The organism is Paenibacillus chungangensis (genome assembly GCF_042675905.1).
GTDB lineage: Bacteria > Bacillota > Bacilli > Paenibacillales > Paenibacillaceae > Pristimantibacillus > Pristimantibacillus chungangensis.
Genome location: NZ_JBHTJZ010000016.1, coordinates 1 through 3,471, shown reverse-complemented (window position 1 = coordinate 3,471; position 3,471 = coordinate 1). Strand labels below are relative to the sequence as shown.

Below are 3,471 nucleotides of genomic sequence, written 5' to 3'. Positions count from 1 at the left end.
CGATAATTTAGTCATCAAAAATTATCCGAGGAGACAGGTGCAGATTCCCTGGAGTTACAACACTTTAGAAGAATTGTGACGGATAAATAACTTGCTTGGATATGGTCAGTTATCTCAGAAGTCAGATAACTGACCAATTAAGAGAAGGGCCAGCGGCGGAACGGAATCCATTTGGAAGTTAAGCAGTTATCTGGAATACCACATAACTGCTCAACTTTAAGATGGATGCTCAGAGTCCCATGGCACTCATCTTGGTCTGGCAGAGTGAACTCTGGGATCGCCTGAACCTTCAGGTGTATGCAACCATTCGACAGCGAATCGACCTGCAGTGTAAGCTCCCACATTACGATCGCGCTCAGATCGGCGATTACATTCGTCGCCACATGACTTTCGCCGGAGCGGAGTACGACATCTTCACGGACAGCGCGATTGACGACATCTACCAGTTCTCCCGCGGAGCTGTCCGGTTAGTCAACAAGGTTTGCACGCACACTCTCATCTACAGCTCACAGAACAAACATCGGATCATCGATGGTCATATGATTAAGCGTGTCATACAGGGAGAATTATTTTGATTCTCCCTTTCTCTTCATCTTGCGCGGACAGCTTATCCGTCACCAGCTGGACAACTTACACCGTCAATCTGCGGACATTATGGTTTAGCAATAACACTTAACAATTAATTGGTTTTGTTAAAATATTGACTAATCAATGTAAATAGTAAAGGTCTTTCTTCTATTTCTCTACTCGTATAATTTTGAGCAATAATATATTTAATATGGTGATCATCTAAGAAATCAAATAGTGTTTTTTTATCTTCATACTTAATTAGTTCTAGAGGCTCAAGAATAGAGTCTTTTTCGTTTTTAATTCTAGAATATGTTGAACCTTCTTTATAACTAAATTTTTTAAATAACTCTAATAAATTTGCATCATCACTTTTCTCAATAACATCTTTTATTGATTTGTAATACTTTTTGGGGGTTAAACAATCTTCCATCTCAGTAGAATAATAAAATCCATTTTTCTTCACTGACATTAATTTCAATTGACCGTCTCTTTCAGGTTGCATTCTAGCTAATCTCAACTTACCTTTCACTTCACTGTTTATCTCAAGATCATAAATAACATCGTCTGTGTCAATTAGACATAGTATTTTACTATTAACAGCTTTTTTCTCGTCCTTTTCTTGAAAAGGAGTGTACAAATACTTGTATAACTTTATAACATTACTACATCCACCAACACAAAGTATCTTCAAATTTGCTATAGACGACGATAAATAATGACTTAAGTAGAGTTTATCATCACTTCCCTCACAAATTATCCAATTTGTATTTTCTGATCTCATTGAACTTAAAATTGCTGAAGTTAGATCAAAGTAACTCTTCATTTGTACATCTTCAGGTAGTGATCCTCTTTTTTCAAAATAATTATTCAGATCATATGTACTAACGTTTATTCTGTAATCGGATTTCAACTCAATATAATTTAAATTTCCGGTAGTAGTGAAAGGTAAGGACCCATACCAATGACTTGTTAGAATTAACTGTACATTTTCTTGGACAAGACTCTGTAATCTCTCGAACTGTTTAAACGCTTTTGATATATGTAGTGAGCTCTCTGGTTCATCAATAGCTAAAATAGTTTTTCTTTTGTTACTTCTTGACGTGTTTTTCAAGAAAGCTGTGGCTATATCAATTAACGCAATTCTTTGTTCCCCTGAACTTAGTTCATGTATCTCTTTTTTATCCTTTTTTAGAGTTCTTATCGAAAAGTAAGCTTCTAATATTCTATTTCTTACATCCGATGGTCTTAAATTTTTCTTGTACCCCTGTTCTACTTTATATGCATAGCTTTCATCAATTCTACTGATTGTATCGTTGATTTTGTTCATATACTCATCTAGGTTTGAATTTAAATAGTCGATCAAGCTTATGGTTCGATTACCTTTAGGTATATTTCTCTCATCCAGAATTTTATCAATGTCTTCTAGGATATCCGTGCTCATTAATGCCTGCATCTCTTTATTCTCTATTTTAATTATTTCACTAGTAATTGACTCTATTGGAATGTAAATGTACGTAAGGTAACTTTTTATTTCATTGATTAATTGAATATCTTTAATACTTATATTATGGATTTTCATTTTTTTGTTTATATCATCATCAAATGTACTATAGTATACTTCAGATTTATCTTGGTATTCCAACCCTAACAAGAAAAACAAATAATCATTTGCCCCATATCTATGTTTTAATTCGTCCCTAATTTGAAAAAACTTTTTAAACTCTTCATTGCTCTTGAGATTAGAATTAGCTTCTTCTGTTACGCTCCAAAAGTATTGACTAATCAAGTCCAGTTTTTGATATACAATACTATCTATATTGCCTTGTATATCACTCTTTTTTATTAAGAATACTGGAGCTATATATGTCTCATCAGCTTTTGTCCCTTTTGTTCTATTCCAATTGGTATTATTAAAAAAGGTATTCAAGCTCTCAAGTACTGAGCTTTTACCTACTGCGTTATTTCCTATAAATAATGAAAAAGGAGTTTCGTAATCATCACAAATAGGGATAAAGTATAACCCTTGGTAAATTTTATAGTGCCTACAGAGTAATCCAACTATCAAATTAAACACGCCCCATTAGGAATATATACTAATTTTTATTTTTATTCGACATAATTCATTATAATCCTCTAATAAGGTATGCAGATTCTAATATTTTTACTTATATGAATCAATTTCATAACTATAAAGCCTTGCTATCAGTAGGGTTTTAAGACATAGAAAAAGGAGTACCTCCCCAAATCTCGAATGTGTTAAGTACCACCAAAACACTGAGATGAAAGGATGAACTCCCTATGCCGTATATTCGACACGAGAGCTTATTTACCCTGCAAGAACTTTATGAGATGGAACAAAAAAATCGTTTTCGCGAGATTTTTTCTACTATCGATATTACCCTATCTTGCGTTTGGTTAGGTAGACATCTCTTTATGGTGCCCCTATAGACGTGAATGACAGAGCGATGATCTATTCCTTGATCGTCAGGATTGTTGAACGTATTCCTACGATTAAAGATTTAANTGTGAGAAATGCCACAAATTTTGCAGGTGCCAAGGTCATTCTCGCATTCCTTGAAACGATCCGTTTGAATCAAGCATTACAGCCGCTTGGCTTAGCCAAAGCCGCAAACGCAGTTTTCCCCACTCACCACATCATCCAGTACCTTATCATCGGCTGGCTCCTGGGCTGCGAACGTATCTTTCACTTTCGATCACTTCAAGGCGATGCTTTAGTTAAGCATGCCCTAGGCGGCCGGTTGCCTCATCACTCGTTGTTAAACAAAGAGTTGCTTGGGCTTGGTGCGGCACACGATCAACTGGCCCCAGCACTCCGAAACTTGAATGTAGATATCATTGCGCCGGCGCTACCTGACTCGCTCATCCTTGATCTGGATTCCA

At 35.6% G+C, this 3,471-nt stretch carries 2 protein-coding genes; one reads left to right on the top strand and one right to left on the bottom strand.

The genetic code is table 11. The annotated features are described in order from the left end of the window. Positions 1–239 precede the first annotated feature (239 nt). A complete protein-coding gene (locus ACFQ2I_RS12575) occupies positions 240–575 on the top strand; it encodes a hypothetical protein (RefSeq protein ID WP_377564620.1) in 336 nt (111 codons plus the stop codon). 104 nt (positions 576–679) lie between these two features. On the opposite strand, the gene ACFQ2I_RS12570 is transcribed toward ACFQ2I_RS12575, so the two are convergent. Then, positions 680–2,635 carry an ATP-dependent endonuclease gene (locus ACFQ2I_RS12570; RefSeq protein ID WP_377564616.1) on the bottom strand — a complete coding sequence of 652 codons (1,956 nt, stop codon included), beginning with the start codon at positions 2,633–2,635 and terminating at the stop codon, positions 680–682. Positions 2,636–3,471 lie beyond the last annotated feature (836 nt).